Below are 24584 nucleotides of genomic sequence, written 5' to 3'. Positions count from 1 at the left end.
TGATGAAGGAAGTGTCTTCGAATTATCGCGTGCATCATTTTAGTGAAATTTGGATAAAGCTCGGCCTCTTGTTCGAGCAATTCAATTAGATCCAAGGGGAAAGCAATTTTGATGATCTTAGTTTGCATGGTTTTCATCTCCAAAGATTTGGTTTAAGGCCAAGTGGAATTCTTTAACTTGCTCAGGGGTGTGTAATGATTTGAGCACATCCTTGATTTTCGTCCTTACCTTGAAACGTGCTTCATAGAGAGACACACAGCAACGGTTGCTACATTTTCGGTGACCCTTATTAGTAGGTGTAAATTCAGTACCGCAAATAATACATTCAGTCATTTTATTTCCTTTTTGAGTTATGGGTTTGTGTTCGTATCTATTTTTAATCGAGCACTCTGGCGATTCCAATGCTTGCCTGAGCTAAGGTTCAGCTACCTTGTTAATACTGTGATTAGGATTTGGATGTATGTTCTCTGACACCCATTCTTCAATCAGTTTGAAACCAAATGCTGGTCCCTCTGCTGGATAGAACTTCTGGCGCCACCGATGAAAAGCCTGATGACACCTTGCACTGCATAACCGCTTAGAAGATCTGGTGGTTTCCATACTGGCTCCGCACCACTGGCAAACTTTTGTAATTGTTATAGGCATAGAAAAGCCTCCTATGTTACTGGCTTATATAAATGTTAGATTAACGAAAAAAGGTTAATAAAAAACCACTGGTGCGCTTAGGGGAAAAGCACAGCAAGTGGTTGAACTCAAACTGAGTAAGGTCTAAAAGAAGGATATTGAGATGAAGCGAAGGTATGCGATGCTGAGAAGTATTAATTAAAGCGAGAAGGTAAAGCGGAGTACTATTAAAATTGAATTAGCGCTGTTTCTTTATTTGAGAGTGAATCATCTCATACTTAGTGTTCTAATTGCAAATTTATTTGCAGTTAGTTAAGACTATTTAGTTATATATATGTGGCAACTTATTACTTGTTATGAGTCGTGCCTGATATTGCTTGTTTCTTCATAACTTATTTGAGTTAACTAGAGCTTAATTCAGTTTGTATGTAGTGATCTACTGATTAAATCTATATTTATCTATAATGTTTACTAAAATCAAAATGGGTTCAGGAAGGAACTTTGGTTAAAGCTACCCTTACCCAGCCGTACAGAATAATCTGCCTAAGACCGAGTAAGAGCGTTAACCTAAAGTCCTCCCTAATCCATACCCGTGAAGCATTAGATGCCATCAAAATTGGGACGAGGTGAGTTGAATCTGAGTATTCAGATTCTTACAGTCTACACGGGTGGGTAGCTGCCTTTGGAGCTAGGACACTGTTAATGCCTAACCTAGTCAGATAGTGTTCACACAGCTTTAGCAGAGCTGCTGGGGGGTGCTGACTTTAAGCTCACCCATCGACCTGTCCCATCTCACAGTAGGTCGCTATTTAAGATTGTTGCTGCCAGTTCGTGCAGGAAGACACAAATCCACCACACTAGCCGACCACTTAGCCTGATTAGGGACAATCCGATCTCATAAATTTTACAAGTGCGTAATATTATACAGAATATATTTTAGTTGGCAATTAATATCTTGCAATGGCTATTAGATAAGTGTAGCGGCTCTGAAGCATTCAAATGAGGCGGTAGATGTCAGAGGCTTCTAGGGTAGCTCTTTTCAGAGAACGGCGATTTGGCACCATAAAACACCGCCGAAATAGGCCGTTCTTGATCGACTTGCACCCGCTGACCACCCCTTTACTTTAGAAATGGGTCTGGAGCTTTCCAAACTAGCCCTTTGAATTCTTCTGGAAGGTCTGCCAGCTCAGACTGATTCTTGCACTGAGGCTTACTCTTAGGTAGGAGGGTATACACAACACTCTCATAGATCGGCTTCACTTGCTCAAAGGTTGGCGAGGGAATGCCCGCCCTGCGCAGGCGTGCTTTGATACTCCTGATAATTAGCGTCTGTTTATCTTTACTGATCCATGTGTGGTGACCGTAATCATCGCCTGTGCGTTTATCTTTCGGCTGCTCGACGTAGGCAACCACTGGGCTGATTCTATTCGCCAAAGCGGGTATGGGCTGTGTCACCAACCTGCGCGTGGGGAAGTGAAGCTCAAGCTTTAGGAATATTCCCCGCAGGTATCTGTTCAGCCGCTGTCGGTCGGTACGGGCTTGTTCACTGTCAGATGTCAGCATTGACTCAAAGGAATCAACGTTACTATCGCTAAGGGCAAATGCCCCGTCCAGACTGGCAAGCTCTTGCTTGATACGATCAATATCAGCATTAGCAGTGGCAATAGCTTTCCGGGTGTCAGTGAGCAGGCCGACGTAAGTTTCAGCTTTGTCCTCGTCATCTTCAGCAGCGAATTTATTCTTCAAACCTTCTGCCTTGATTTCCAATCTGTTCAGTTTTGCAACGGCGACGGTTTCTTCTTTCTTCAGTGTCTTCAGCACATCTGAGCCAGCAGCAATGTAATCGCGGATTGCAGTCCAATGCTCAAATTTAAACAATACACGGCGAAGGAATTCTCCCCGGATCGACCTAATCTGACCGTCAACACAGCCGCCAGTCATCGATGCTGTGCAGTAGTAAAATTCCTTACCGCTCCTGAGCATGAACCGTGTGCTGCCGCCACATTCAGCACACACCAGAAGGTTGCGGAAAATGTTGAGGTTGGTGGCGTCCTGCCTGCCTGAAAACGGCTTTCTACTCTTGAGGATTGTCTGTACTTGTTCAAACGTAGCTGGAGGGATTACCTGAGGGTAGTAATGTTCCACCAGTTGCCCGGTGGGGACATTTTTCCCGTGCTCCTTGCTCCGCTCCACCGGGGAGTGCTCGCCTAGCAGACGCCGGTTGCGTAACAGGTATTGAATCTGGTGGGTCTTATAGCTGGTGCCAAATTTAGTGTTGAGGCGTCTTCCTGTTTCTGCCACTCCATAGGTCTGAGCGAGAGAAAACATGGTTTCAATGTGTAGGCAAATATCATCGAGCTGGCACCACACCCCATCCTTCACTGCTAGCCATTGGGGACATTTCTCTGTGGCGATCTTTCCTTCCCCCATCGCTTTGTGTTTAGCCCGCCACGACGCCTTCGACATATCCGATTTGCGTAAGCTTTCCGAGTGAGCCCTTTCAAACTGGACAATGGCCCGGATGAAGCTGTTGCTGGTGAGATCGTCATAAACTGTATCTTCGTCCAACACGGCAATCTTGATACCGGATCGGATCAGGTCAGAAAATATCTCTATAGATGCATCCAGTACCTGACGTGAAAGCCGATCCCAGTTCTCAATTAGAAGGTAGCTGCCGCGTGGAATCTCCCCATCACGCACCCTCTGAAGAAATCCCGAAAGCTGACCTTTCTTTGCATTCGCACCACGGAAGCTACTGATGCCATGATCCTCAAGTCTGGTATCAACCGTGAGGCTGTGCCTAATGACAAAGGATTCAATGCGCTCAGATTGGCGAACGACTGAATTACCATCCGCCTGTTTCTGGCTGGAAAAGCGAACGTATGGAAAGCATAGAGGCACGGTGGCAAGCTCAGTAACCTATCGGTACGTATAATCTAGCACAGCTGCATCTATTGTTTCGCCAGGCCCAGCCATGCGTATTGGGATATGTCTCCGGGCCTGGATTTCGAAACCCGACTGATCGCCAAGACCAATGCAGCGGCGCTGCTGGAGCAGCAACTTTCCAAGCCAGGCTATCGCTGCGCGCCCATCACGCTTGGGGCTAATACCGACCCCTACCAGCCGATAGAGCGCGAGTACCGGATCACACGCGCCACACTTGAGGTGTTGCTGCGTTATCGTCATCCCGTCAGCATCATTACCAAAGGTTCACTGATCCTGCGGGACCTGGATCTGCTGGCGGAAATGGCAAAATTGCGGCTGGTATCGGTATTCATCAGCCTGACGACGCTGGACGACGAACTCAAATGCATTCTGGAACCCAGGGCCGCTGCACCCAAGGCCCGTCTGCGCGCCATCCGCGTATTGCGTCAGGCGGGCGTACCGGTTGGCGTGCTGTGCGCACCAATGATCCCGATGATCAATGACAGCGAACTGGAGGCACTGTTGAGCGAGGCGAAAGCCGCAGGTGCATTGAGCGCAAGTTACGTGATGCTGCGCCTGCCACTCGAGGTAGCTCCGTTGTTCGACGAGTGGCTGAAGACGCATTACCCGCAACGCGCGGATCATGTCATGAGCCTTATACGTCAAAGCCGCGGCGGGGCGCTTTATAACAGCGAGTTCGGGTCCCGCATGCGCGGTGAGGGACCGTTTGCCGACCTGCTGGCACAGCGTTACGCGATGGCGGTCAAACGTCTTGGGCTGAACCGTCGGGAAAGCTTCGCACTGGATTGCGAAGCGTTCTGCCCTCCCGGCGGGCAAATGTCACTGCTGTAACAACTTGGTACTATCGTGCAAACCCGCGAGCCAGAGCCATCGCATTCAGTTTCGCTTAAGCTTGGACGATTAGTCTGTAACCCTGAGTGTCACCAGCAATAACGCTCACAGGATTTTGTTCGTGATTCCTTGTTACAGGATCACATCCGGCTCTGGTCAAACAGGCATGAGAAATCCACATCAATCCGTCAGAGAGGATGAACAGATGAGAGACACGGATAACCAGCATTCGGCTACGTCGTCCAGCACAGACAGCCAAATGAGTAGCGCCGACGTAGCGTTGAAACAAATCGTCGATGGCTTTGTACATTTTCGTAACGAGGTCTTCCCCCAGCAGGAAGAACTGTTCAAGAAGCTGGCCACCGCGCAGTCGCCACGGGCTATGTTCATCACCTGCGCCGACTCGCGCATCGTGCCCGAGCTGATTACCCAAAGCTCGCCTGGCGACCTGTTCGTGACGCGTAACGTCGGCAACGTCGTGCCGCCATACGGTCAGATGAACGGCGGTGTTTCAACCGCGCTGGAATATGCCGTGGTTGCGCTGGGCGTGCAGCACATTATCGTCTGCGGCCACTCCGATTGCGGCGCCATGCGTGCCGTGCTCAACCCGGACAGCCTGGACAAGATGCCGACGGTAAAAGCCTGGCTGCGTCATGCCGAAGTCGCCCGTACAGTGGTCGAGCAAAACTGCAATTGCAGCGGCGAGCTGGAAACCATGCAGGTCCTGACTCAGGAAAACGTGATTTCCCAGCTGCAACACTTGCGTACCCACCCTTCGGTTGCGGCGAAGATGGCCAGCGGTCAGCTGTTCATTCATGGTTGGGTCTACAGTATCGAAACCAGCGAAATCCTGGCCTACGATGCCGAGCGTGACAGCTTCGTACCCCTCGATGGCCAAGGCCCGGCACCTATGGCCTCCCCGAAAGCACGCTTTTCAGTCGACTGATATCCTTCACGACTGAAGGCAAGCACCTCTTTTTACGGTGACGGCTGCGCATGATGCGCGCCGTCAGCCTTGCCTCGCCTGAGGAATCACGGAGAAGCGTCATGGGAATTGCAGAACTGAAATCCGCCTTGCCACGGGAGCTTTTAGCTTCCGTGGTCGTGTTCCTGGTCGCTTTGCCGCTGTGCATGGGGATCGCGATCGCTTCTGGCATGCCGCCAGCGAAAGGTCTGATCACCGGCATCATTGGTGGTCTGATCGTCGGCTGGATAGCCGGTTCGCCGTTGCAGGTCAGTGGTCCTGCCGCAGGTCTGGCGGTGCTGGTCTTCGAAGTCGTGCGTGAGCATGGCATGGCCATGCTGGGGCCAATCCTGCTGCTGGCCGGGCTGCTCCAGTTGCTCGCCGGACGCTTCAAGCTGGGCTGCTGGTTCCGGGTCACGGCACCCGCGGTGGTTTACGGGATGCTGGCGGGTATCGGTGTTCTGATTGTTCTGTCACAGGCTCATGTGATGTTCGACAGCGGCCCGCAACCTTCCGGGCTGCATAACCTGATCGGCTTCCCCGCCACAGTGATGCAGGCCATCGGGCCAGGCACCGGCATGCAAGCCGGCATGCTCGGTTTGGGCACCATGCTGATCATGTGGAGCTGGGAAAAATTTCGTCCTCAATCCTTGCGCTTCGTCCCCGGCGCCTTGCTGGGTGTCGGTATCGCAACCGGTATAAGCCTATTCCTGGCCCTGCAGGTCAAGCGCGTTGAAGTGCCGGACAACCTGGCCGACGCTATTGACTGGCTGCGTCCGGCGGACCTGATGAACCTGGCTGACCCGGCAATCCTGATTGCTGCAGTCGTGGTGGCATTCATTGCCAGTGCTGAAACGCTGTTGTCTGCGTCGGCGGTCGATCGCATGCACAGCGGCGAGCGTTCCGACTTCGACAAGGAACTGAGTGCTCAGGGCGTGGGCAACATGCTCTGCGGTCTGCTCGGCGCGCTGCCGATGACCGGCGTTATCGTGCGCAGCTCGGCGAATGTTCAGGCCGGCGCAAAAACCCGTTACTCGACCATCCTTCACGGCACATGGCTGCTGGCATTCGTGCTGCTGCTGTCAAGCGTACTGCAAAGCATTCCGGTCGCAAGTCTGGCTGGCGTACTCGTCTATACCGGTCTGAAACTGGTCGATCTCAAGGCATTTCGTGGCTTGGGTCGTTATGGCCGGATGCCGATGTTCACTTATGCAGCAACCGCTGTGGCGATCATCTTCACCGATTTGCTGACTGGCGTTTTGGTCGGTTTCGGCATGACACTGGTGAAGCTGGCGTTCAAGGCGTCACGCTTGAAAATCAATGTTGTGAAACTGGAAGGCGAAAAAGACTACGAACTGCGTCTGGTAGGTGCAGCAACCTTTCTCAAGGTGCCGGCACTGACCAAGGCGTTGGGCACGATTGCGCAAGGCAGCACCTTGCATGTGCCGCTGGGCAACCTGTCCTATATCGATCACTCCTGCCTTGAACTGCTGGAAGAGTGGGGGCGTTCCAACGCCGCTCATGGAACCCGGCTGGTCATCGAGCCGCGCGGTTTGAAGCGTCGTCTGGAAGGGCGCATCCACACGACAACGGGTATCGGTTCAGCCGCAAGCTGATCGCCGCTACCTGGGAATGATGGGGGTCGGATGGGTCTTCGCGTAGCAGCGGAGCACTGTTGGGCCCCTTCCATTGCTGGCGAAGACATTCAGTCGGGCGCCTGAGTCAGACGACGGAGCGTTCCAGCTCCAGACCGATGCCAAGTTGTCGGGACAGGCTTGGCCAACGCTTCCACGCGGCTCCCGTATCAGGACTTATCAATTTCTCGCGGTACGCCTCCACAGAGTCCAGTGCGAAACTGTCCTCATCGAGCAGTTGATCCACCGCATGATGGACCGCCTCGTCCAGCTGGTTGGCAAATTGCTCGCCAATCAATTGATGCGCGATCACGCTGGCCACCGTGGTGTTGGACGGTATCAGCGGCTGACCGAAATGCTTGATGTACAGATCGTTCACTTCCTCGACCAGCCTGTGCGCCAGATAAGCCTCATCCAGCAGGCCTTCCAACCCCTCATGCCCGGTCATACAGGCTGGCGGGGCGGCAAAGAATTGCTCGGCAATCTTCAACACCGGCTTGATCTGCCCTTCAATCCCGGCTTCCACCGCGACATCATGAGCGGCGTCCAGCAGGTCCGGCACCAGATCGATATAAGCGGTGACAAACCGCGTCAGAACATCTTTTGCATCGACATCCGGCAAGTGGATGGCTGGATGAAGATGGGGTAGCTTTTGTTCCAGTTGCTGCAATAGGTGGCCGGTTCGGGCCTCATGTTGATGGGCTTGTTGTATCTGCTCGCGCAATGCGGCGGTGTTCATGGCGTCAGGCACTCCCGAGGGTATTGAACCCCGTGGTTTGGTTAAGGAAAGTCATACGTTAGCTTGATTAACTAAATGCTTAAGACGTTTTTGTCATAACTGGTGCACGTTTATATATATCGGCTATATCGAACAGGGCTCTGGCCGCCCGATTGGTTATAAACGGCATGCTCAGAAGTGCTGCAAGGCCCGGCGGCAATGGCCGGCCTTACCTTTTGCGCAGACCGGCTATTCTGATGTCGATCAACCCTTTCCCGACACACAGACTGATGTAAAAGTGAGCCCGCATGACTCGATCTGTTTCGCGAAGCCGCTTCGCTGGCCGGCTGATACTGCTGCTGATCATCATGTTCACGTGCGGATATGCACTGCCGCCGCTTTATGACTGGCTGATACGAGCCGTAAGCGGACATGACAAGACCGCCGATGCCTACAGCCAGCCGATTGATGCAGCCCGTCAGGTCGAGGTTCGTTTTGCCGCTACGACTGCAGCGGGCATGGTCTGGCAGTTCTATCCGCGTGCCGGGCAGATGATTGTGCATCCGGGCGCGGTCAATGAAATGACCTTCATAGCGCAAAACCCCACGGACAAGCCGATGAAGGCCCAGGCAATACCGGGTATTTCACCCGGCAAGGCAGCGGCCTGGTTTCACAAGACCGAATGCTTCTGTTTCACCCAGCAGACTCTGCAGCCAGGCGAACGCATTGAAATGCCGGTGCGTTTCATCGTTGATCGCGATCTGCCTGCAGATGTGAGGCAATTGACGCTTGCCTATACATTGCTCGACGTCACCACGCCCTAGGTTCTGCCTTAGATATAGTCCATCATTCCCAACCCACGCCATCCAGCCAAAGCCATGACCAGAACCCAGAAGACCGTTTTTATCGTTGCCGCGCTGGTTGCGCTCATTCTGGGGCTGATCGTCAGCCGCTTGCTGCCCGATGACGGACCAGCCAGCCAGGCAGCGCTCAATGACGCAGGTATTGTTCTGCTACCGAAAAGCCGGCAACTGCCAGCGCTGAGCATGATCGACCAGAACGGCGCTGCCATGCCCCTTGATGAGCTGAAAGACATGTGGACATTGATGTTTTTCGGCTACACCTTCTGCCCGGATATCTGCCCGACGACCCTGGCGCAGATAAAGCAGATTCGCAGCGAGCTGCCTGAAGCAACCGTCAAGCGAATGCGTGTGGTGCTGGTCAGTGTCGATCCCGCCCGCGATACCCCGCAGCAGCTCAAACAATATCTGGGCTATTTCGACACGCACTACGTCGGCTTGACCGGGCCGGTGGCCGACATCCAGAAACTGGCCAACAGCGTGAGCATTCCGTTCATACCCGCCGATACCAGCAAACCGAACTACTTTGTCGACCACAGTGGCAACCTGGCCCTGATCGGCCCGGACGGCACCCAGCGAGGCTTTATTCGCGCCCCGCTGAATACCCGAAAACTGGTGAAGCAGCTTCCGGGGTTGCTGGAGAAGGGTTAAAGCGTCCGAATCTCCAGCCGCGATCAGTTCAGATCAAAACGCCGGAATCACAGCGCCTTTATACTTCTCGGCGAGGAATGTTTTGACTTCCGGGCTTTGCAGAGCGGCGGCCAGCTTTTTCATGGCGTCCGAGTCCTTGTTGTCCGGACGGGCTACCAGAATATTCGCGTAAGGCGAATCGCCATTTTCGAGGATCAGCGCGTCCTTGGTTGGGTCAAGCCCGGCCGTCAGCGCATAGTTGGTGTTGATCAGCGCCAGATCGACTTGAGTCAGCACACGCGGCAGCGTAGCGGCTTCCAGCTCGCGGAATTTCAGGTCTTTCGAGTTGTTGACCACATCAGAAGGCTTGGACAGGATGTTGGTAGGGTCTTTCAGCGTAATCAAACCCGCCTTGGCGAGCAGCAACAATGCACGACCTTCGTTGGTGGCATCATTAGGCAACGCGACGTTGGCACCGCTTGGCAGGTCTGCGAGGGACTTGATCTTGTCCGAATACGCGCCGAAAGGTTCGATGTGAACCTTGGCCACAGCCACCAGATCGGCATTCTTGCCCTTGTTGTACTCGTCCAGATACGGCTGGTGCTGGAAGAAGTTGGCGTCCATACGATTTTGCGAAACCTGTACGTTCGGCTGGATGTAATCGTTGAATACCTTGATCTGCAGGTCTACGCCCTCTTTGGCGAGCGTCGGTTTCACGAACTCGAGGATTTCGGCATGCGGCACGGCCGAAGCAGCCACGGTCAGGGTTTCGTTGGCCTGCGCGGACAAGGCAGTAACAGCGGCCAGTACGGCCAATAGTTTTTTCATGCAACAACTCCTTTGAGGCCCGCACGTAACGGGCCGATGCCAACTGATTCGATCAGCGGTGCGTAAAGTGCGCAACCAGCCTGTCGCCGATGGTTTGCAGTATCTGCACCAGCACCAGCAACAATACGACCGTCACAAACATCACATCGTTCTGGAAACGCTGATAACCGTAACGAATAGCCAGGTCACCAAGCCCGCCAGCGCCAACCGCACCTGCCATCGCGGTGAAAGACACCAGCGCAATGGCGGTCACGGTGATCGCCGCCAGAATGCCGGGCCGCGCTTCTGGCAGCAGCGCCTTGAGAATGATCTGCCGGGTGGTGGCGCCCATAGCCTGAGTGGCTTCGATGATGCCGCGGTCCACTTCACGCAACGCGGTTTCTACCAGACGCGCAAAAAACGGCGTGGCGCCTGCTATCAGCGGCGGCAACGTGCCCAGAATACCCAGCGATGTGCCGGTGATGATTTCAGTCAGCGGCATCATCACGATCAGCAGAATGATGAACGGCAACGCACGCAGCATATTCACGATCAGGCCGACGGTGGCGTACAGCTGTTTGTGTTCCAGCAACTGACGAGGCGACGTCAGAAACATCAATACGCCCAGCGGCAGGCCTAAGAGGACGGTGAAGCCCAGCGACACAACGAGCATGATCATGGTGTCGCCGGTGGCGACCCATATCTCGTACCAGTCGACGTTGGAAAACAGGTTCAGAAAAGCGTCCATCAGCGCAGCACCTCCATATGGACATCGGCAGCGGTGAACCGCGCGAAGGCAGCGTCCATGTCGCCACCGGTGATCGCCAGCGTGAGTTGGCCGTAAGGGGTGTCCTTGATGCGATCGATACGACCGGCCAGGATGCTATAGTCGACACCGGTTTCACGCGCTACGGTGCCCAGCAGCGGCGCGTAGGTTGCCTCGCCCTGGAAGGTCAGGCGCACGATTCGGCCCTCTACATGAGCGAAGTCGTCACGCTGTTCGTTTTCATCGATCTGGTCGTCTTCCTGCACAAAACGCCTGGTGGTCGAGTGCTGCGGATGCAAGAACACATCCGCCACCCTGCCCTGCTCGACGATGACGCCTGCGTCCATGACCGCCACCTGATCACAGACGCGACGAATCACGTCCATTTCATGGGTGATGAGCACGATGGTCAGTTTCAGTTCGCGATTGATCTCGGCCAGCAGTTGCAGGACCGACGCAGTGGTCTGCGGGTCCAGCGCGCTGGTGGCTTCGTCGCACAGCAGGATCTTGGGTTTGGTCGCCAGGGCGCGAGCAATGCCGACGCGCTGCTTCTGACCGCCAGACAATTGAGCCGGGTACTTTTTAGCGTGATCGGACAGCCCGACCCGCTCAAGCAACTCGGCCACGCGCTGATCGATCTGCTTGCGCGGCATGTCGCCCGCCAGGGTCAGGGGCATCGCAACGTTGTCGGCTACGGTTTTGGAGGCCAGCAGATTGAAGTGCTGGAAGATCATCCCGACTTGCTGCCGAAAGCGGCGCAGGCCATTGGCATCGAGTGCCGTGACGTCTTCGCCATCAACCACGATCTGCCCGCCGCTAGGGGTTTCGAGCCGGTTGATCAGGCGCAGCAGGGTGCTTTTGCCAGCACCTGAATGGCCAATGATGCCGAATACCTGGCCGTCGTCGACGCGCAGGCTGGTGGGGTGCAAGGCCGGTATTTCCTTGCCTGCCACCCGATAGGTTTTGTGGACGTTATGAAACTCGATCACGGAGCGAACCTTGTGGGGGCGCGTTAAAAAATCAGCGCAGTGGATCATGCTCCACCTGCTTCGTTACCTCGGCCAGATTGAGCCGGGCGCGCATTTTAGCCTGTCCTGCCCGCTGTGCTTAGCATTTATTTGCAAGCGGGTCTGTGTATTGGGCATAACGCGACCGTTGGTACTAAACGCGCTCAATTGAACTGAACGGCTGTTTCCTGCACCTGTCACTTTCTCGATACCGTGATTTCCCGCTTGCATCAGGGAAGTCGTAATCAGCGAACCCAACTCAACGATTGGGTCCAGATAAGGAGTTGTTTCTGATGGCTAGCGAGAAAAATCCGCCCATTACCCCTACACCCAAAAGCGAAATGGCAGGCACCGACACACTGGATCGGGGCAACACCAACGCCAAGCTCGAGAGCCTTGAGCAGTTCCGTTCGGACGCGACCAGCCAGGCGCTGCGCACCAACCACGGCGTCAAGATCGCCGACAACCAGAACACCCTGAAAGTCGGCAGTCGCGGCCCTTCGCTTCTCGAAGACTTCATCATGCGTGAAAAAATCACGCACTTTGACCACGAGCGCATCCCGGAGCGTATCGTCCACGCCCGCGGCACCGCAGCCCATGGCTACTTTCAGACGTACGAAGACCAGGGCGCACTGAGTAAAGCAGGCTTCCTGCGTGATCCGGGCAAGAAGACCCCGGTTTTCGCACGTTTCTCGACCGTTCAGGGCCCCCGTGGCTCGGGCGATACCGTGCGTGACGTGCGTGGCTTTGCAGTCAAGTTCTACACCGACGAAGGCAACTTCGATCTGGTGGGCAACAACATGCCGATCTTCTTCATTCAGGACGCGATCAAGTTCCCTGACTTCGTGCATGCGGTAAAACCAGAACCGCACAATGAAATCCCTACCGGTGGTTCGGCGCACGACACCTTCTGGGACTTCGTGTCGCTGGTGCCGGAATCCGCACACATGGTGCTGTGGACCATGTCTGACCGTGCCATCCCGAAAAGCCTGCGCACCATGCAGGGTTTTGGTATCCACACGTTCCGCATGATCAATACCGAAGGCAAATCCACCTTCGTCAAATTCCACTGGAAGCCCAAGTTCGGCGTGTGCTCGCTGGTCTGGGACGAAGCACAGAAGCTAGCCGGCAAGGACACCGATTTCCACCGCCGCGACCTGTGGGAGTCCATTGAAATGGGCGACTACCCAGAGTGGGAACTGGGCGTGCAGATCGTCGCCGAGGAAGACGAACACAAGTTCGACTTCGACCTGCTTGATCCGACCAAGATCATCCCGGAAGAGCTGGTGCCGGTTACCCCGCTGGGCAAAATGGTGCTCAACCGTAACCCGGACAACTATTTCGCCGAGACTGAACAGGTCGCCTTCTGCCCGGGCCATATCGTGCCAGGCATCGACTTCTCCAACGATCCGCTGCTGCAAGGTCGACTGTTTTCCTACACTGACACGCAGATCAGCCGCCTCGGTGGTCCGAACTTCCACGAGATCCCGATCAACCGTCCGATTGCACCGAACCATAACGGTCAGCGCGACGCCCAGCATCGCACCACCATCGACAAGGGCCGCGCTTCCTACGAGCCGAACTCGATCGATGGCGGCTGGCCGAAAGAAACGCCAGCGGCCGCAGTGGACGGTGGTTTCGAGACTTACCCTGAGCGCGTCGAAGCGCACAAGGTACGTGAGCGCAGCGAGTCGTTCGGCGATCACTTCTCTCAGGCCACCCTGTTCTTCCAGAGCATGAGCCACCACGAGAAAGAGCACATCATCGCGGCCTACAGCTTCGAGTTGGGCAAGGTCGAGCGCGAGTACATCCGTGCCCGTCAGGTCAACGAGATTCTGGCCAACATCGACCTGGAACTGGCCAGCCGAGTGGCAGCCAACCTGGGCCTGCCGGCACCAACAGCCGGAACCGTGCCTGCACGTTCGACCTCGGTGAAAGAATCGCCGGCGCTAAGTCAGGTCAACCTGCTGTCTGGCGATATCGTTTCGCGCAAAGTTGCCATCCTCGTGGCCAATGGCGTAGACGGCAAAGCGGTCGAAGCCATGAAAGCCGCGCTGACTGCCAAGGGCGCACACGCCAAAGTACTTGGTCCGACTTCCGCACCGGTGAAGACTGCTGACGGCAAGAGCCTGCCAGTGGACGCTTCGGCGGAAGGCCTGCCTTCGGTAGCATTCGACGCGGTATTCGTACCAGGCGGCGCGGGCTCGGTAAAAGCCCTTAGCACCGATGGCGTGGCGCTGCACTTCATCCTGGAAGCCTACAAGCACCTCAAGGCCATCTCCGTTGCCGGGGAAGCCAAGGATCTGTTGAGCTTGCTGAGACTGGAAGAAGACGCAGGACTGCTGGTTGTGTCCGACAGCAAGTCGTTCGAAACCTTCTTCGATGCGATGGCACAACACCGCGTATGGGATCGTGAAGTGAAAGCCAAGGCTGTTCCGGCTTGATCTAAACGCCTGAGTGGCTAGATTAGCGTCCCCACGCTCCAGCGTGGGGACGCTTTTCTGGATGGTCTGCGTCCGATCTTGAGTATGGACGCAGATTTGCCATGCACAGCGTCACGCACGGTATTTCCGCGCGGAGCGTGAGGAACGATAAGTGCCTGAAAGTCCGCTTTTGAAACAGCAGGTCAGGACTTGGCAGGTGTCAGAATAATGTGCGCTTTTTCATTGCGCTCGATTTCCCGGCGCAATTGCAGCTCAAAATCCGGATTGGCCTTGACCACCCGCTTGGTCAGCAATGTAGCCAGCCACGGGTAATCTTCGGTGCGTGGCACCACTAACAGCACATCACAATTGAACGCCACGGTATCTGCCGCGATGTCGTCCAGCTGTCGGCGCAGTGCGCGCATATCGCCGATTTTCAGGTCAATCATCGTACTTTCTGCAGACGGATCGACAAGCTTGGCCACTCTTCGGGCTTCAGCCTCTTTCAAATCCGCTTCGGCTTTCTCCAGCTCTGCCTTGCGCGCATGGGCAATAGCGCCGTTGACTCCGCTGGTCAGCGCCGGCGCCTTGGGCATCAATGCTCGGGCGCGGCTCAGCGCACTGGCCGCTGCGTTCATGTCGCCCTTTTGCAGGCTGATCTGGCTGCGACTCAGGTATGCCTCGGCCAGACGGCGCTGAAAAGGCTCAAGACGGATGTCCGAAGCATTGGCAGCCTGCAACGTAGCGAGCTGATCCTCTGCGGTCGCCAGCTCGTTGCTGGCGATGTTCTGTTCCAGTTGCGCAAAGGCATCAGGCTGAACATCGGACGCAGGCGTCTCGGCATCAGGCGCGCTCTGACAGGCACCCAACAGGATGGAAAATGCGACCAGCAGCAGATAGCGTGGGGCGAGCGGCTTCATTCCTGCGATTCTCTAGTTTGCGCAAAAAACGAGCAAGTCTACACCGCTCGCCTGGGTAGAACAAAGCTGAGCAAGAACAACGCCGCAGCGGATACCACTATAGACGGTCCTGCCGGGGTGTCCTTGAACCATGATAATGACAGCCCGACACACACTGCAATCACGCCCAGCACGCTTGCGCCCAATGCCATCTGTTCCGGTGAGCGGGCGTGACGTTGTGCCGCAGCTGCCGGAATGATCAACAGCGAGGTAATCAGCAAGACCCCGACGATTTTCATCGCGACCGCGATCACCACAGCAATCAACAGCATCAGCGCCATGCGCAGTGCGGCGACAGGCAGGCCTTCGACACGTGCCAGTTCCTCGTGCACGGTTATCGCCAACAGCGGTCGCCACAGCGCAACGATCAGCACCAGCACCAGCGCACTGCCGCCCAGGATCCAGGCCAGGTCATCAGGGCTGATCGCCAGCAAATCACCGAACAGGTAGGCCATGAGGTCGATGCGCACTTCATGCATGAAGCTGAGCACCACCAGCCCGAGCGACAGGGTGCTCGGCGCCAGAATACCCAGCAATGTGTCCGACGCCAGCGGCTGGCGTTGTTGCAGCGTCACCAGCACCACTGCCAGCAACAGGCAACCGAATGTCACTGCGATGGTCGGGCTGATGTCCAGCAAAAAGCCAAGCGCCACGCCGAGCAACGCGGCGTGGGACAGTGTGTCGCCGAAGTACGCCATGCGCCGCCAGACCACAAAAGACCCGAGCGGACCAGCAACTACAGCGAGGGCAACGCCTGCGAGCAAGGCATACAGTAGAAAATCAGCCATGCTTGCAGTTGTCTCCATGAACGTGAGTGTGGGGGTGCGTAGCGGCGTCAGTCACCACCGCACCATGCAAGTCATGAGCGTGGTCGTGATGATGGTGATAGATCGCCAGGCTTTGCGCATTCTTGCCGAACAATTCAACGAACGCCGGATCATGACTGACCTGTTCGGGATGACCGGAGCAGCATACATGGCGGTTCAGACACACCACCTGATCGGTCGTGCTCATGACCAGATGCAGGTCGTGGGACACCATCAGAACACCGCACCGGTGGCGATCGCGCAGCCGGGTGATAAGGCTGTACAGCTCGGCCTGCCCGGCCACATCGACACCCTGCACGGGTTCGTCGAGCACCAGCAGCTCCGGCTCGCGCAACAGGGCGCGGGCCAGCAAGACGCGCTGCATCTCACCACCGGAAATGCCCTGCAAGGGACTGTCGATGACTTTCTCGGCACCGACTTCTTCGAGCGCCGACTGTGCGGCAGCACGACTCACACCGGGCACCAGCCTCAGGAAGCGCAGCACCGACAGTGGCAGGGTCTGATCGACGTGCAGCTTTTGCGGCATGTAACCGACACGCAACTTCGGTTTGCGCCAGACCGTGCCCGAATCGGGCTTGAGCAACCCCAGAACGGCGCGCACCAGCGTGGTCTTGCCTGCGCCATTGGGGCCGATCAAGGTGACGATTTCACCGGGGCGCACGCTGAGCTGGATGTTGTCCAGCACCACTTGCCCGGACAGCGTGACGGCAATCTGCTCCAGACGTATCAATGCATCTGTCATCAGGCGGCCTTGCAGCCGGAGCATACGCCGACGATCTCGACCGTCTGGCCTTCAACCGCGAAGCCCACGCCGGCAGCCGCGTCGACCACGGCATTGCTGATCGCGGGATGTTGCAACTCGATAGCGGCATGGCAAACACGGCAGATCAGGAACTGGCCCTGATGCGCGTGCGTCGGGTGATTGCAGCCGGTGAAGGCGTTGAGCGAGGCAATACGATGGACCAGACCATTCTCGAGCAGGAAATCCAGCGCGCGATAAACCGTAGGCGGTGCAGCGCGGCGACCGTCTTCTTCACTGAGAACCGCCAGGATGTCGTAGGCACCCAGTGGCTTGTGGCTTTGCCACACCAGTTCCAGCACGCGACGGCGCAATGTAGTCAGGCGCAGCCCCTGCTTTATGCACAAAGCGTCGGCTTCGGCGAGCGCCGAATGAACGCAGTGGGAATGATCATGGGGGCGACTGGCCAGGGGGGTATTGGGCATGAGCAGCGACGATATTGGCTAGAGACGTTATTATGTTACCTGTTCCTGACTTATATGAGTGATTCGCGTGCGTCGTCTTTTCAATCTACTTGCTGTTTTGTGGGTCAGCCTGCTGATCGTTGCTCCTGCTCAGGCCGAGGTCAGAGTACTGACCAGTATCAAGCCATTGCAGCTGATTGCAGCGGCTGTGCAGGACGGTGTCGGCAAGCCGGAGGTGCTGTTGCCGCCCGGAGCATCACCGCATAACTACGCTCTGCGCCCGTCCGACGTACGGCGCGTCGGGGAAGTCGATTTGCTCTACTGGATCGGCCCGGACATGGAAACCTTCCTGCCGCGCGTGCTTCAGGGCCGCAAGTTGCCTTCGGTAGCCGTGCAATCGCTACCAGGCATGCACTTGCGCCACTTTGGTGAAGACAACGCTTCTCACGATGATCACGATCATGATCACGATGCAGACGAGCATGACCACGATCACCGACCTGGCAGTCTCGACTCGCACCTATGGCTGTCGACAGTAAACGCGCGGGTCATCGCAGCGAAGATGGCTGCTGACCTGAGCGCTGCAGACCCGGCCAATGCGGCTCGCTACACCAGCAACGCCGAAGCGTTCAGCAAGCGTCTCGATGCGCTGGACGCCCGCATAAAGGGTCGCGTGAGTGCTGTTGCAGGCAAGCCTTACTTCGTTTTCCACGAGGCATTCGACTATTTCGAAGAAGCGTACGGGCTCAAGCACGCGGGCGTGTTCGCCATCGCAGCCGAGATCCAGCCCGGCGCACAGCACGTCGCCGCCATGCGCGAGCGCCTGAAGGCGGTGGGCAAGACCTGCGTATTCAGCGAACCGCCGCTGCGCCCACGCTTGGCCGAAACCCTGAGCGCAGGCCTGCCGGTCAAGCTGGCGGAACTCGACGGGCTGGGCGGCTACACCCCGGCCACTGCACAGGGTTACGAGCAGGTGCTGGAAAAGCTGGCGAATGATCTGGCGGGCTGCCTGAGCAGTCTTTGAAGGCTTGATGTGAGGCGCATCGTGCGCCTCCGATTCTGGCCGGAGGTCGTGGGAGCGAGCCGGGCAACGCTTCGCTTGCTCGCGAAGGCGATAGCCAGACACAGAAAATGCAGTGAATGTACTGCCCTATTCGCGGACAAGTCCGCTCCCACAAGTTGCTCACAGGGCATTGCGGGAGCGAACTTGTTCGCGAAGGGGACTGTGTAATCGACGAAAATACATCGACTCACACACCGTCTTCGCGAGCAGGCGGGGCGTGGGGACGATCATTCAGTTGCCTGGACGTCAGTCAGAGCGCAAACGGCAAAGCGATGTGTGGCGTCTGGCGCTCAGCCAGGCGGCGCTCGAACTCCGCAGGGTCGTGGATCAGCACATCCTGCCCGGCGAATGTCTCGGCAGCGATCAAACGTGACAGCCAGAAACGCACGCAAGCTATGCGCAACATGGTTGGCCAAAGCTTTGATTCCGCAGCAGTGAACGAACGCAAGCCGGCATAGGCGCCTAACAAGGCGCGCGCCCGGACCGCGTCGAGCTGGCCGTTTTCGCGTGAGCACCAGTCGTTGAGCGCGATCGCCAGGTCATAGAGCATCGGCCCCGAACAGGCGTTGTAAAAGTCGATCAGCCCGGTCAGGTGCGTCCCTTCAAACAATACATTGTCGCGAAACAGGTCGGCATGCAGGTTGGCGCGCGGCAGTGCCATGATCTGCGGCTTGAGGTCTTCGATTTCCTGAAGGCTGGTTTCCAGCAACGTGCGCTGGGCATCCCCCAGGTGCGACAGGAAATTGCGGCCTTCGCTAAGCATCCACTCCAGACCTCGATCGGTCTTGCGCTCCAGAATCTGCTCGCGGGTCGCCAGATGCAGATTGGCCAGCAGTTCGCCGATCTGTACGCAATGCTGGGTATTGGGCTCGCTGATATGCTTGCCCGGCAAGCGCGGCTGCAAAAGAGCAGGCTTGTTCGCCAGCTCGCGCAGGGCCTGACCGTCAGTGGTACGCAAAGCGTAGGGCACCGGCAAGCTGGCATCGTGCAACACGTCGAGCAGCTCGATGAAGAACGGCATTTCCTGGACAGGACCGCGCTCGACCAGTGTCAGGACGAATTCGCCCTGCTCCAGGCTGATGAAGTAATTGGTGTTTTCACTACCGGCAGCAATGCCCTGATAGTCAAGCAAACGGCCGAGCCCGTAATGGGCGAGAAATGTTTCCAGCTCGGGCCGAGCCAGTGGGGTAAAAACGGACATATCAGGACTGCCAACAATTAAAGTGAATGTAAGGGTGCTACCAGCTGAATATTTCCCACTGAGGGATCAGCATATCCGGTTGGTCCGAACGAATGAAGTTAGGGCTTGTACCATCGGCGCGCACCAGAAAATAGGGTTTGCCGTGCTTCGGGGTGATCTTCACCGCATACAGGAAGCCGTTCTGGCGATATTCCTTGATGGTTCTGTCGCCGTCGGTGCGAATGGTAACGTCCGGCGCTGCCGACGGCGGATCTTCCGCTGCCACGGCAAGCAAAGGGCAAAGCGCCAACAGGCCGGTCAATAACAGTCGATTTACCTTGCACATGATAACCTTGTCCCTTTGTCGTCAATGGTCCGTGCATTCTAGCGCCGACCCCGCCGAAAAGGTTGATTCTGCTCATGACCCAAGCGCCGCTCGTCCTGGTGGACGGTTCGTCCTACCTCTACCGCGCCTTCCACGCACTGCCTCCCCTGACCACGTCCAAAGGGTTGCCGACCGGCGCCGTCAAGGGCGTGCTGAACATGCTCAAGAGCCTGCGCCGCCAGTACCCCGAAAGCCCGCTGGCCGTGGTCTTCGATGCCAAGGGCGGGACTTTCCGGGACGCGCTGTACACCGACTACAAAGCCAACCGTCCCAGCATGCCGGACGACCTGCGTGTGCAGGTCGATCTGCTGCATGCCTGCGTCAAAGGCATGGGCTATCCCTTTCTATGCGTCGAAGGCGTCGAAGCGGATGACGTGATCGGCACCCTGGCGCGCAGCAGCGCGGCGGCGGATCGCCCGGTAGTCATTTCCACCGGCGACAAGGACATGGCGCAGCTGGTCGACGGGCATATCACGCTGGTCAATACCATGACCGGCAGCGTGCTGGACGTGGCCGGCGTGAAGGAGAAGTTCGGCGTCGGCCCGGAACACATCATCGATTACCTGGCGCTGATGGGCGACAAGGTCGATAACATCCCCGGCGTGCCCGGGGTCGGTGAAAAAACCGCAGTCGGCCTGTTGGTCGGCGTCGGTGGCGGGATAAAGGAGCTTTACGACAACCTCGAGAAGGTCGCGACCCTGCCAATCAGAGGCGCCAAGACCCTCGCCGCCAAACTCGAAGAACACCGTGAGATGGCCTTCCTGTCCTACGAGCTGGCGACCATCAAGATCGACGTGCCGCTGGACATCGAGCTGGACCAGCTGCATTGCGGCGAGCCCGACCGCGACACGCTGATGGAGCTGTACGCCGAGCTGGAATTCAAGAGCTGGATCGAAGACCTGCAGCGCGACGCCAAGCGTGCCGGGCAGGAACTTGTGGTCGAAGAGCCCACCGTGGCGGCTAAAGAAGCCGCATACGAAGTCATCCTCGAGCAGGACCGTTTCGATGCCTGGCTGAAAAAGCTTCAGGCTGCTCCGCTGTTCGCCTTCGTGACGCAGAGCAACGGCACCGACGCCCAGCGCGCGCAGCTGGTCGGCCTGTCTTTTGCCATACAGACCCACAAAGCGGCTTATATCCCACTGACCCACTCGTACATGGGCGTTCCGCAGCAGCTGGATCGGGACACCGTGCTCAAGGCGCTCAAGCCGCTGCTCGAAGACCCGGACAAGACCAAGGTCGGTCAGCACGCCAAGTTCGCCATCAACCTGCTCGCCAACTGCGCGATCGGCGGCGATCAGGCTCATGGCATCGATTTGCAAGGTGTGCGGTTCGACACCATTCTGGAATCCTACGTGCTGGACTCCACCGCGACCCGCCATGATCGCGACAGCCTGGTAGCCAAGTACCTCACGCACACACCGGTCAACTTTCAGGACATCGCTGGCAAGGGCGCCAAGCAGCTGACCTTCGACCAGATTGCCATCGAGCAGGCTGGCAACTATGCCGCTGAAGAGGCCGACCTGACGCTGCGCCTGCATGAAGTATTCGAAACGCGCCTGGCAGCGATCCCGACCCTGCAGCCGGTACTGAGCGACATCGAGATGCCGCTGGTGCCCGTGCTGGCCCGTATCGAGCGCCAGGGCGCGCTGGTTGATGCAAACCTGCTGGGCATCCAGAGCGTCGAACTGGGCGACAAGATGACCGCACTGGAGCGCGAAGCCTTCGCGATTGCCGGTGAAGAATTCAACCTGGGCTCGCCCAAGCAGCTTGGCGTGATTCTCTATGAGAAACTCGGCATGCCGATCCTGAGCAAAACGGCGACCGGCCAGCCTTCTACTGCCGAGGCCGTGCTGTCCGAACTGGCCGAGCAGGACTTCCCGCTGCCCAAGGTACTGATGCAGTACCGCTCAATGAGCAAACTGAAAAGCACTTACACAGATCGCCTGCCCGAGCAGATCAACCCGCGTACAGGCCGTGTTCATACGTCCTATCATCAGGCAGTGGCCGTGACCGGACGCCTGTCCTCCAGCGACCCGAACCTGCAGAACATCCCGATTCGTACCGCCGAAGGGCGTCGTATCCGACAGGCATTCGTGGCGCCGAAGGGTTATAAGCTGCTGGCAGCGGACTATTCGCAGATCGAACTGCGGATCATGGCGCACCTGGCCAGGGACGAAGGCCTGCTGCATGCGTTCCGCAACGACCTGGACGTTCACCGGGCGACAGCGGCGGAAGTCTTCGGTGTCGAACTGGAAGGCGTCACCCATGACATGCGCCGCAGCGCCAAGGCGATCAACTTCGGCCTGATCTATGGCATGAGCGCGTTCGGCCTGGCCAAGCAGATAGGTGTGGACCGCAAGCAGTCACAAGCCTATGTAGACCGCTATTTCGCCCGCTACCCTGGCGTGCTGGATTACATGGAGCGCACTCGCGCCCAGGCTGCCGAGCAGGGTTTTGTCGAAACCATCTTTGGTCGTCGCCTTTACCTGCCGGACATCAACGCCAAGAACCCGTCCCTGCGCAAAGGCGCAGAGCGCATGGCAATCAACGCGCCGATGCAGGGCACGGCGGCAGACATCATCAAAAAGGCGATGGTGGCGGTGAATGGCTGGCTGGAAGAGTCCGGCCTGGATGCGCGGGTCATTCTGCAGGTCCACGACGAACTGGTACTGGAGGTTCGCGAAGACCTGGTCGATCAGATCAGCGAGCAGATCCGTCCGCACATGAGCGGTGCAGCAGAATTGGCCGTTCCGCTGCTGGTGGAAGTGGGTGTCGGCAACAATTGGGACGAGGCACATTGAGCCTGAAAAGACGAACCTGTAAGAAGGTTCGTCAAACCCTGAAGGAAATGTGAACTTTTCTTCACTGCTGGAACTTAACCTTTTGCAGAGCAGTCAGAGGTTCCGATTGATTGAAAAATCCATCGTGCTCCTAGTTGTGTTAAGTGTTGGCATATATCCAGATCCCACCCTAAGGTCTGGACCTTAAGCCCCGGAACTTCCCCCTCCCCATGCGAAGTCCGGGGTCTTTTTTTGCCTGCGATTTACTCCGCAGGCGCCTTGTCTTCCAGCGCCATCCAGTCGGCCAGAACGGTGTAGGCCTCTTCCAGCCCCATGCGCTTGGGCGCAGAGAACAGCTGGATGCTCACAGCATCGCCCCAGCCCTTGCGAATTTCGGCCTGAACCTTGAGCAGCGTGTTCTTGGCTGCGCCATAGGTCAGTTTGTCGGCCTTGGTCAGCAGGATGTGCATCGGCATGTTGCTGGCGATCGCCCAGTCCAGCATCAATAGGTCGAAGTCAGTCATTGGATGACGGATATCCATCATCAGGATCAAGCCCTTCAGGCTTTCGCGACTGCCCAGATAGGCTTCCAGGTGACGCTGCCAGTGCAGCTTGAGCGGGATCGGCACTTTGGCGTAGCCGTAACCCGGCAGGTCGACCAGACGACGGTCTTCGTCCAGCCCAAAGAAGTTCAGCAGTTGCGTACGCCCTGGCGTCTTGGACGTTCGCGCCAGGCTGGCGTGGGTCAGGGTGTTCAGCGCGCTCGACTTGCCCGCATTGGAGCGACCGGCAAATGCGACTTCAAAACCTTCGTCATCGGGGCATTGGTCGACCTTGGCGGCGCTGAGCATGAACGTGGCCTGTTGGCACAGACCGAGAATAGGGTTTTTGAGTTGCATGTGATTTCCGGTGAAGGCCTTGCCTGCAAAGGGTGCGGCAAGAGGTGTCGATTTCATTGGGGTGCGCAGAGTATATAGTGCTGCAAATTCTGTGTGTGTTTTCGCCTGCCGTCAGCACGACAACAACGACGAAGCAAGACATATGCGCGCATTAGAACGCAGTCTGCTTTCATCCTGAAAGGTTTTTGCTGAGCATCGGGTCCGCCGGGGCAATGCGGCACCCGCCCAGAACCTTCGACGCCCCTTATTACAATGCTCTGGCGGGCGCCTGGAACATTCAGACATGACCTGCTTCACTCCTTATGCAAAAAGGCCATCCAAGGCCGCCCATTTTTACAACCTCAGCGTTACACTAACGAACTCAGGCTTTCGCGCCCGGTCGAAACACCGTCGCTTGAAAGCGATCCAATCTGCTCAGGAGTAAAGCATGCGTAATCTGATCATCAGCGCCGCACTGGTTGCCGCCAGTCTGTTCGGTATGTCCGCCCAGGCCGCCGAGCCTATCGAGGCCGGCAAGCAATACGTCGAGCTGAAAAGCGCTGTGCCTGTGGCCGAGCCGGGCAAGATCGAAGTCATCGAACTGTTCTGGTATGGCTGCCCGCATTGCTACGCGTTCGAGCCGACCATCAACCCGTGGGTTGAAAAACTTCCGTCCGACGTACACTTCGTCCGTATCCCGGCCATGTTCGGCGGCCCGTGGGATGCTCATGGTCAACTGTTCATCACCCTCGACACCATGGGCGTAGAACACAAGGTTCACGCTGCGGTGTTCGACGCCATCCAGAAAGGCGGCAAGCGTCTGACCGACAAGAACGACATGGCCGATTTCGTCGCCACTCAGGGCGTCAACAAGGAAGACTTCCTCAAGACGTTCGATTCGTTCGCCGTAAAAGGCAAGATCGCGCAGTACAAGGAACTGGCCAAGAAGTACGAAGTTACGGGCGTTCCAACCATGATCGTCAATGGCAAGTACCGCTTTGACCTGGGCTCTGCCGGTGGTCCGGAAGCGACCTTGCAGGTAGCCGACCAGTTGATTGCCAAAGAGCGGGCGGCTGCTGCAGCCGCCAAGTAAGCGCTC

General features: G+C 57.0%; 20 protein-coding genes and 1 pseudogene. 9 read left to right on the top strand and 12 right to left on the bottom strand.

Translation table 11 applies throughout. The features are described from left to right. Window positions 1-1743 precede the first annotated feature (1743 nt). Window positions 1744-3525, bottom strand: a complete 1782-nt coding sequence (locus I9H09_RS01855; RefSeq protein ID WP_236502436.1) for a recombinase family protein — start codon at window positions 3523-3525, stop codon at window positions 1744-1746. Window positions 3526-3564: 39 nt separating this feature from the next. Here I9H09_RS01855 and I9H09_RS01850 point away from each other — a divergent pair. The 3 genes and pseudogenes from I9H09_RS01850 to I9H09_RS01840 all read left to right on the top strand — a co-directional run. Then, a pseudogene (locus tag I9H09_RS01850) lies at window positions 3565-4401 on the top strand (PA0069 family radical SAM protein); the annotation flags it as partial. Window positions 4402-4606: 205 nt separating this feature from the next. Continuing rightward, window positions 4607-5347, top strand: coding sequence for a carbonic anhydrase (locus I9H09_RS01845; RefSeq protein ID WP_024669173.1), 741 nt, complete (start codon window positions 4607-4609; stop codon window positions 5345-5347). 101 nt (window positions 5348-5448) lie between these two features. Next, a complete protein-coding gene (locus tag I9H09_RS01840; RefSeq protein ID WP_053481042.1) occupies window positions 5449-6981 on the top strand; it encodes a SulP family inorganic anion transporter in 1533 nt (510 codons plus the stop codon). 106 nt (window positions 6982-7087) lie between these two features. Here I9H09_RS01840 and I9H09_RS01835 read toward each other — a convergent pair whose 3' ends face one another. Further along, complete coding sequence (locus tag I9H09_RS01835) at window positions 7088-7738, bottom strand: hypothetical protein (protein WP_005888008.1); 651 nt, start codon at window positions 7736-7738, stop codon at window positions 7088-7090. Window positions 7739-8025: 287 nt separating this feature from the next. Between I9H09_RS01835 and I9H09_RS01830 the strand changes: the two genes are divergently transcribed. Further along, entirely contained in the window at window positions 8026-8541 is a 516-nt protein-coding gene (locus tag I9H09_RS01830) for a cytochrome c oxidase assembly protein (protein WP_054991166.1), read from the top strand. 54 nt (window positions 8542-8595) lie between these two features. Beyond that, a complete protein-coding gene (locus I9H09_RS01825; RefSeq protein WP_122347284.1) occupies window positions 8596-9228 on the top strand; it encodes an SCO family protein in 633 nt (210 codons plus the stop codon). Between the two features lie 33 nt (window positions 9229-9261). On the opposite strand, the gene I9H09_RS01820 is transcribed toward I9H09_RS01825, so the two are convergent. The 3 genes from I9H09_RS01820 to I9H09_RS01810 are packed head-to-tail and all read right to left on the bottom strand — an operon-like array spanning window position 9262 to window position 11769. Then, window positions 9262-10035 carry a MetQ/NlpA family ABC transporter substrate-binding protein gene (locus I9H09_RS01820; protein WP_005888002.1) on the bottom strand — a complete coding sequence of 258 codons (774 nt, stop codon included), beginning with the start codon at window positions 10033-10035 and terminating at the stop codon, window positions 9262-9264. 52 nt (window positions 10036-10087) lie between these two features. After that, entirely contained in the window at window positions 10088-10762 is a 675-nt protein-coding gene (locus I9H09_RS01815) for a methionine ABC transporter permease (RefSeq protein WP_005888000.1), read from the bottom strand. Continuing rightward, window positions 10762-11769, bottom strand: a complete 1008-nt coding sequence (locus I9H09_RS01810; RefSeq protein WP_024669171.1) for a methionine ABC transporter ATP-binding protein — start codon at window positions 11767-11769, stop codon at window positions 10762-10764. The genes I9H09_RS01815 and I9H09_RS01810 overlap by 1 nt, the downstream gene beginning before the upstream one ends. 311 nt (window positions 11770-12080) lie before the next feature. On the opposite strand from I9H09_RS01810, the gene katE reads away from it, so the two are divergent. After that, window positions 12081-14231, top strand: coding sequence for a catalase HPII (gene katE / locus I9H09_RS01805; protein WP_053931662.1), 2151 nt, complete (start codon window positions 12081-12083; stop codon window positions 14229-14231). Window positions 14232-14413: 182 nt separating this feature from the next. Here katE and I9H09_RS01800 read toward each other — a convergent pair whose 3' ends face one another. The 4 genes from I9H09_RS01800 to I9H09_RS01785 are packed head-to-tail and all read right to left on the bottom strand — an operon-like array spanning window position 14414 to window position 17220. Continuing rightward, window positions 14414-15130: a PA5502 family lipoprotein gene (locus I9H09_RS01800; RefSeq protein WP_122311269.1), complete on the bottom strand. Its 717-nt coding sequence runs from the start codon at window positions 15128-15130 to the stop codon at window positions 14414-14416. A 38-nt stretch (window positions 15131-15168) separates the two neighbouring features. After that, window positions 15169-15957 carry a zinc ABC transporter permease subunit ZnuB gene (gene znuB, locus I9H09_RS01795; RefSeq protein WP_005887992.1) on the bottom strand — a complete coding sequence of 263 codons (789 nt, stop codon included), beginning with the start codon at window positions 15955-15957 and terminating at the stop codon, window positions 15169-15171. Continuing rightward, window positions 15950-16738: a zinc ABC transporter ATP-binding protein ZnuC gene (znuC, locus tag I9H09_RS01790; protein WP_024669169.1), complete on the bottom strand. Its 789-nt coding sequence runs from the start codon at window positions 16736-16738 to the stop codon at window positions 15950-15952. The genes znuB and znuC overlap by 8 nt, the downstream gene beginning before the upstream one ends. Beyond that, window positions 16738-17220 carry a Fur family transcriptional regulator gene (locus I9H09_RS01785; protein ID WP_005887988.1) on the bottom strand — a complete coding sequence of 161 codons (483 nt, stop codon included), beginning with the start codon at window positions 17218-17220 and terminating at the stop codon, window positions 16738-16740. The genes znuC and I9H09_RS01785 overlap by 1 nt, the downstream gene beginning before the upstream one ends. Before the next feature lie 67 nt (window positions 17221-17287). Between I9H09_RS01785 and znuA the strand changes: the two genes are divergently transcribed. Further along, on the top strand, window positions 17288-18223 hold the full coding sequence (gene znuA / locus I9H09_RS01780) for a zinc ABC transporter substrate-binding protein ZnuA (RefSeq protein WP_122311273.1): 936 nt from the start codon (window positions 17288-17290) through the stop codon (window positions 18221-18223). Window positions 18224-18512: 289 nt separating this feature from the next. On the opposite strand, the gene I9H09_RS01775 is transcribed toward znuA, so the two are convergent. Next, the gene (locus I9H09_RS01775; protein ID WP_005887984.1) at window positions 18513-19463 is read right to left on the bottom strand and encodes a homoserine kinase; all 951 of its coding nucleotides are present in this window, start codon (window positions 19461-19463) and stop codon (window positions 18513-18515) included. A 37-nt stretch (window positions 19464-19500) separates the two neighbouring features. Then, window positions 19501-19788 carry a DUF2782 domain-containing protein gene (locus I9H09_RS01770; RefSeq protein ID WP_024669166.1) on the bottom strand — a complete coding sequence of 96 codons (288 nt, stop codon included), beginning with the start codon at window positions 19786-19788 and terminating at the stop codon, window positions 19501-19503. A gap of 74 nt (window positions 19789-19862) precedes the next feature. Here I9H09_RS01770 and polA point away from each other — a divergent pair, with 74 nt between their 5' ends. Then, window positions 19863-22628 carry a DNA polymerase I gene (gene polA, locus I9H09_RS01765; RefSeq protein WP_024669165.1) on the top strand — a complete coding sequence of 922 codons (2766 nt, stop codon included), beginning with the start codon at window positions 19863-19865 and terminating at the stop codon, window positions 22626-22628. Window positions 22629-22870: 242 nt separating this feature from the next. On the opposite strand, the gene yihA is transcribed toward polA, so the two are convergent. Further along, on the bottom strand, window positions 22871-23506 hold the full coding sequence (yihA, locus tag I9H09_RS01760) for a ribosome biogenesis GTP-binding protein YihA/YsxC (RefSeq protein ID WP_005887979.1): 636 nt from the start codon (window positions 23504-23506) through the stop codon (window positions 22871-22873). Between the two features lie 427 nt (window positions 23507-23933). Here yihA and I9H09_RS01755 point away from each other — a divergent pair, with 427 nt between their 5' ends. Beyond that, window positions 23934-24578: a thiol:disulfide interchange protein DsbA/DsbL gene (locus I9H09_RS01755; RefSeq protein ID WP_005887977.1), complete on the top strand. Its 645-nt coding sequence runs from the start codon at window positions 23934-23936 to the stop codon at window positions 24576-24578. The last annotated feature ends 6 nt before the right edge of the window (window positions 24579-24584 follow it).

Origin of the sequence: Pseudomonas tremae (assembly GCF_023278125.1) — a bacterium.
In the GTDB taxonomy this organism is placed as follows: Bacteria; Pseudomonadota; Gammaproteobacteria; order Pseudomonadales; family Pseudomonadaceae; genus Aquipseudomonas; species Aquipseudomonas tremae.
Note: the sequence above shows the minus strand (reverse complement) of the source record. Positions and strands in the feature narration are given on the sequence as shown.

What these genes read in the sequence shown, in the direction of transcription:
- I9H09_RS01845 (WP_024669173.1), top strand. Translation starts at nt 4,607, where the DNA reads ATGAGAGACACGGATAACCAGCATTCGGCTACGTCGTCCAGCACAGAC.
- I9H09_RS01840 (WP_053481042.1), top strand. Translation starts at nt 5,449, where the DNA reads ATGGGAATTGCAGAACTGAAATCCGCCTTGCCACGGGAGCTTTTAGCT.
- I9H09_RS01835 (WP_005888008.1), bottom strand. Translation starts at nt 7,738, where the DNA reads ATGAACACCGCCGCATTGCGCGAGCAGATACAACAAGCCCATCAACAT.
- I9H09_RS01830 (WP_054991166.1), top strand. Translation starts at nt 8,026, where the DNA reads ATGACTCGATCTGTTTCGCGAAGCCGCTTCGCTGGCCGGCTGATACTG.
- I9H09_RS01825 (WP_122347284.1), top strand. Translation starts at nt 8,596, where the DNA reads ATGACCAGAACCCAGAAGACCGTTTTTATCGTTGCCGCGCTGGTTGCG.
- I9H09_RS01820 (WP_005888002.1), bottom strand. Translation starts at nt 10,035, where the DNA reads ATGAAAAAACTATTGGCCGTACTGGCCGCTGTTACTGCCTTGTCCGCG.
- I9H09_RS01815 (WP_005888000.1), bottom strand. Translation starts at nt 10,762, where the DNA reads ATGGACGCTTTTCTGAACCTGTTTTCCAACGTCGACTGGTACGAGATA.
- katE (WP_053931662.1), top strand. Translation starts at nt 12,081, where the DNA reads ATGGCTAGCGAGAAAAATCCGCCCATTACCCCTACACCCAAAAGCGAA.
- I9H09_RS01800 (WP_122311269.1), bottom strand. Translation starts at nt 15,130, where the DNA reads ATGAAGCCGCTCGCCCCACGCTATCTGCTGCTGGTCGCATTTTCCATC.
- znuB (WP_005887992.1), bottom strand. Translation starts at nt 15,957, where the DNA reads ATGGCTGATTTTCTACTGTATGCCTTGCTCGCAGGCGTTGCCCTCGCT.
- znuC (WP_024669169.1), bottom strand. Translation starts at nt 16,738, where the DNA reads ATGACAGATGCATTGATACGTCTGGAGCAGATTGCCGTCACGCTGTCC.
- I9H09_RS01785 (WP_005887988.1), bottom strand. Translation starts at nt 17,220, where the DNA reads ATGCCCAATACCCCCCTGGCCAGTCGCCCCCATGATCATTCCCACTGC.
- I9H09_RS01775 (WP_005887984.1), bottom strand. Translation starts at nt 19,463, where the DNA reads ATGTCCGTTTTTACCCCACTGGCTCGGCCCGAGCTGGAAACATTTCTC.
- I9H09_RS01770 (WP_024669166.1), bottom strand. Translation starts at nt 19,788, where the DNA reads ATGTGCAAGGTAAATCGACTGTTATTGACCGGCCTGTTGGCGCTTTGC.
- polA (WP_024669165.1), top strand. Translation starts at nt 19,863, where the DNA reads ATGACCCAAGCGCCGCTCGTCCTGGTGGACGGTTCGTCCTACCTCTAC.
- yihA (WP_005887979.1), bottom strand. Translation starts at nt 23,506, where the DNA reads ATGCAACTCAAAAACCCTATTCTCGGTCTGTGCCAACAGGCCACGTTC.
- I9H09_RS01755 (WP_005887977.1), top strand. Translation starts at nt 23,934, where the DNA reads ATGCGTAATCTGATCATCAGCGCCGCACTGGTTGCCGCCAGTCTGTTC.